Annotated in this window: 2 protein-coding genes; both read right to left on the reverse strand. The window is 63.6% G+C overall.

Annotated elements, in window-relative coordinates; all coding sequences use genetic code 11:
• The coding region (locus tag ACO41U_RS10105) for a hypothetical protein (protein WP_485943677.1) at window positions 1-709 on the reverse strand (709 nt) is incomplete at its 3' end.
• Window positions 710-724: 15 nt separating this feature from the next.
• Window positions 725-3,574: hypothetical protein (locus ACO41U_RS10110; protein WP_485943679.1), on the reverse strand; the 2,850-nt coding region annotated here is incomplete at its 5' end.

Consider the following 3,574-nt stretch of genomic DNA (forward strand, 5'->3'; position numbering starts at 1 on the left):
CGGGGACCCCGCGGATGAACTTCCCCAGCAGGTTTGGCCTGCCGTCCTGCCCATCGCAGAGCGCCCATCCGCTAGGTATCTCCGAGAGCTGACCGCTCCACATACCAATGAAGCCCCTGGGAATTCCACCATCAATCAGTTCGGCCAGCACCTTGCCCTGTCTCGCGCTTAGCGCTGCATCCGCCCGGTTGCTGTCGAGAGCATCGATGACCTCGACGGAAGGCCCTGCCCCTCCCGGCGGCAGCTGGGAGAGTGGTACCTTCCCATCCACCAGGTCAGCCTTTGCCGCCAGAGCCTGGCTCAGTGCCTTCCCCTGTTTCGCGGATAGCGCAGCGTCAGTCCGATCGCTGTCCAGAACGTCCAGAACATCATCCTGGCTGAGCTTCTTCGCAATCGCCTGGTTCAGCTTCTTCCCCATAGCCGCGGAGAGCGCCTTGTCCGTCCCCCCCGCGGACAGATTGTTCACGATCTCTGTTACGGGGACGGCGTCGATCATCGTTTTCAGTGTTTTCCCCTGAGCCGCAGACAGCGCCGCATCCGCCCGTTCGCTGTCGAGGGTGTCCAATACCTCCGGCAACTCCGTTTTCTCCGCCTTCAGGGCGAGAGCGACTTTTACGGCCTGAAGGTCCGCGATCAACCCTTCCAGAGTCCCGACCCCCGCCGGCCCCCTTGTTACGACCTGGCCTCCAATAACCTGATATTCGGGCACCGCACATCCTCCTCCTCAATTCCACATGCCTGCATAATTCTGCATAGACCTGTAATCTTCATGCCGCCTCGGCGTCCTTGCCCCGCGCATGGCCCGCTCGTAGGCGGTGGATTCTCCACCATTCGCCCCGCGACGGCGCATCCCCTCCGCCCGCACTCGCTCCGGTGCGATTCGGAGCTCCGCCAGACGCTTCCGTGCCGCCTCGTACTTCGGAGTCCCCGGCGTATTCACAACCCGCAGGAAGTCGTCGATGGCGTCCGCCTCCGCAGCACTGCGCTTCTGCTGCTCGTACCGCGCTATCCGCACGGCGTCGTTCTCGATCGCCTCCCGGATAGGACGCGCGCCTGTGGCGCGGGCTACACGCTCCCCCATCGTTTTGTACTGGAACGCCACCCGGTCCCGTCGGCGGTCCCGCGTCTCGCCCATGTAGGCCTTGATGGGGTTGGCCAGTCCCGGCGATAAAGCCTCGATCGTGTCCATGAAGTTTCCGTCGTCAAATATCTTCGGCAGGCTCTCCACGACCCGCGCGGCGGTCGCCGCTGCAGGCCCCGTCAAGTCCTTCAGCTCGCTGGGGAAGAAGTCCCCCATGCCTGCGCGGCGCCCGACGTCGATGCCCAGGTTCGACAGCGCCCCATACAGGATCGTCCGCTTCACCGGTTCGGGCAGGGGGCTCTCGGCGATCAGCTTCTTGGTCTCCAGCTCGAGGTCCTTCCCGAAGATGCTCTTGAGCCAGTCCTTCAGAAGGTCGAACCCCGGCAGTCCGAAGACCCCGGACAGCACGACCATGGGCGCCCAGAACCTCGCCTGTTCCCAGCCCTTCAGCTTCCCGACCCCCGGCAGGGCCAGCTCCAGCATCTTGACCGGGAACTTCTTGAACTGGAAGAGCAGGTTCCCGATGGGCCCGGTGCGCCGGATGAAGTTCGGTGCATCCGCCACGGAGTAGTCGAAGTTTACGTCGTCGTTGACCTGCTTTGCGTACTCGATAGCCGCCGATCGGTCCATCCCTTCGGACAGCGCCTTGCGGTACGCGCCGATCAGCGTGACCTTGCGGGCCATGCCGTCCACCAGCCGGAACGCCATCATCGAGGTATCGGCCAGGAGCCCCCGCGCCTGGTGGACCTTGCTGTAGCCGCTGGGGTTCTCCGCCGTGATGTTCTCCTCCACCCCAGCGTCGGCGTAGAGGCGCAGCGTCATTTGGTTTGGGTGCAGGTACTCCGCCAGAGCCCTTGCGGTCCAGGTCGGCCCGATGATCGCCTGCGTTCCGTTCAGCTGCGACAGGTTCATGGCAGCCGACGCAATGTTCAGGACCCCCAGCTTGCAGTGCGCGACCAGGCTGGCGATGCTGTTGGCGGCTACCGTGGCCGGACGGTCCCCGATGACGTTGGGGAGGTACTTCCCCAGCCAGCTGTTCCGCACCCAGTTGTTCAGAGTCTGCTCGACGTTCGACGGCACGCCCAGCACGTCGTTGATGTAGTCCTTGGTGTAACGCGCCAGCCCCTTGTGGTCGTTGTCGAACCGCCCGAACGTCCGCTCGAAGAGGTTTATTCCGTCGTGCTTCAGCGTGTCCATGGCGATGTACCGGGCGCTCAGGTTCAGGTAATGCCGAAGTGCGTACTCCATGTTGGTGTCGAACCCAGCCACGCCCTTGCGCTCCCAGGCGTTCTTGAACACGCGAGACCGGCCCTTCATCCGGGCCGCGCCCTCCAGGAGCCCCCGCGCCTCCTCTGGGGAGAGGTCCATCGCCTTCTCGACGTTCCCCATCAGCTTGAAGTACTGCATATCCCCCAGCGTCACGGCGTCCAACTTCCCGCGTCCGCCGAAGTCGTCCAGTGCAGGAGCCACCCGAATGTTTCGGTTCTCGCCCTCCTTCTTCATCTTCTCCGCGGCCTTGATCGCCTCGTTCATGGAGCGGAAGCTCGTGACGATCTTCCCATCCTCCAGCACACGCCAGGCGTGGAAGAAGTGGGGGACGTAGCCCTCGCGGTACGCGACGTCCTCCTTGCCGTATTTGTTCCGTTGGGCGCTGAGCATCCGGTGCGCGTTGTCGTAGAGCCCGCGCACGAGACGGTAGGCCCGAGCCATGCTGTTGTCGAAGCCTCGCTCTCTCAACTCCTCCGCCGAGAAAGCCTTTCCCAGGGCATCTCCCTCCAGCAGCGTCTCGTTAAAAAGCGAGACCTGCTCTTTGCTCAGAAGCCCCCCTCGACCCTTCCTGCCGTAGATCGCATCCACGGCCTTGTTCCAGTTTGACCGCATCCGCTCCTGCTTCTCGACGGCCTCCTTCGCCATGCCGAAGAACGGCCGAAACTTCCCGTGCCGCTTCGCCACGACGTTCGGGCTGTTGAGCAGGTCCATCATCCGGGTGTCATTGTTCGTGTCGCGGACCTTCCGCTCCACCTCCACGCCCTTCCGGGTCCTTGTCGTGACCGTTTCCTGCGTCTGAGCCGGGGCGTTCGTCCCTGCCTTCACGTCCTCCGCACCGTAGATATCTCCGAACGCCCCGTCCGAGGCGAACAGGCGGTCGTAGACGCCGCGCATCTCATCGGAGAGCTTGATGCCCAGGGCCTTCGCCGTGTCGTTGTAGACCTCGATCATCCAGTTGCGGATGCGCCGGAAGGCGTCCCGCAGCCGAGCTGTCGGGGCCTTGCCCTCGGACAAGTACGTCTCGAAGCCTCTGGCAAAGAACTCGTGTGCTTTGGTCTTGGCGCCGTCCGTGTCTGCGTCGAACGCCTCGCGGGAGACCCCAGCCTCCTCGAGGATCGTCTTCACGTCCTCAGCAAGCTGAGGATCGACACCCTCCAGACCGCTGAACTCCACCATCTTGTTGAGGACGTGGTGCCCGAACTCGTGGAAGCTGGTGCTCTTGTT

The organism is Fretibacterium sp., assembly GCF_057312375.1.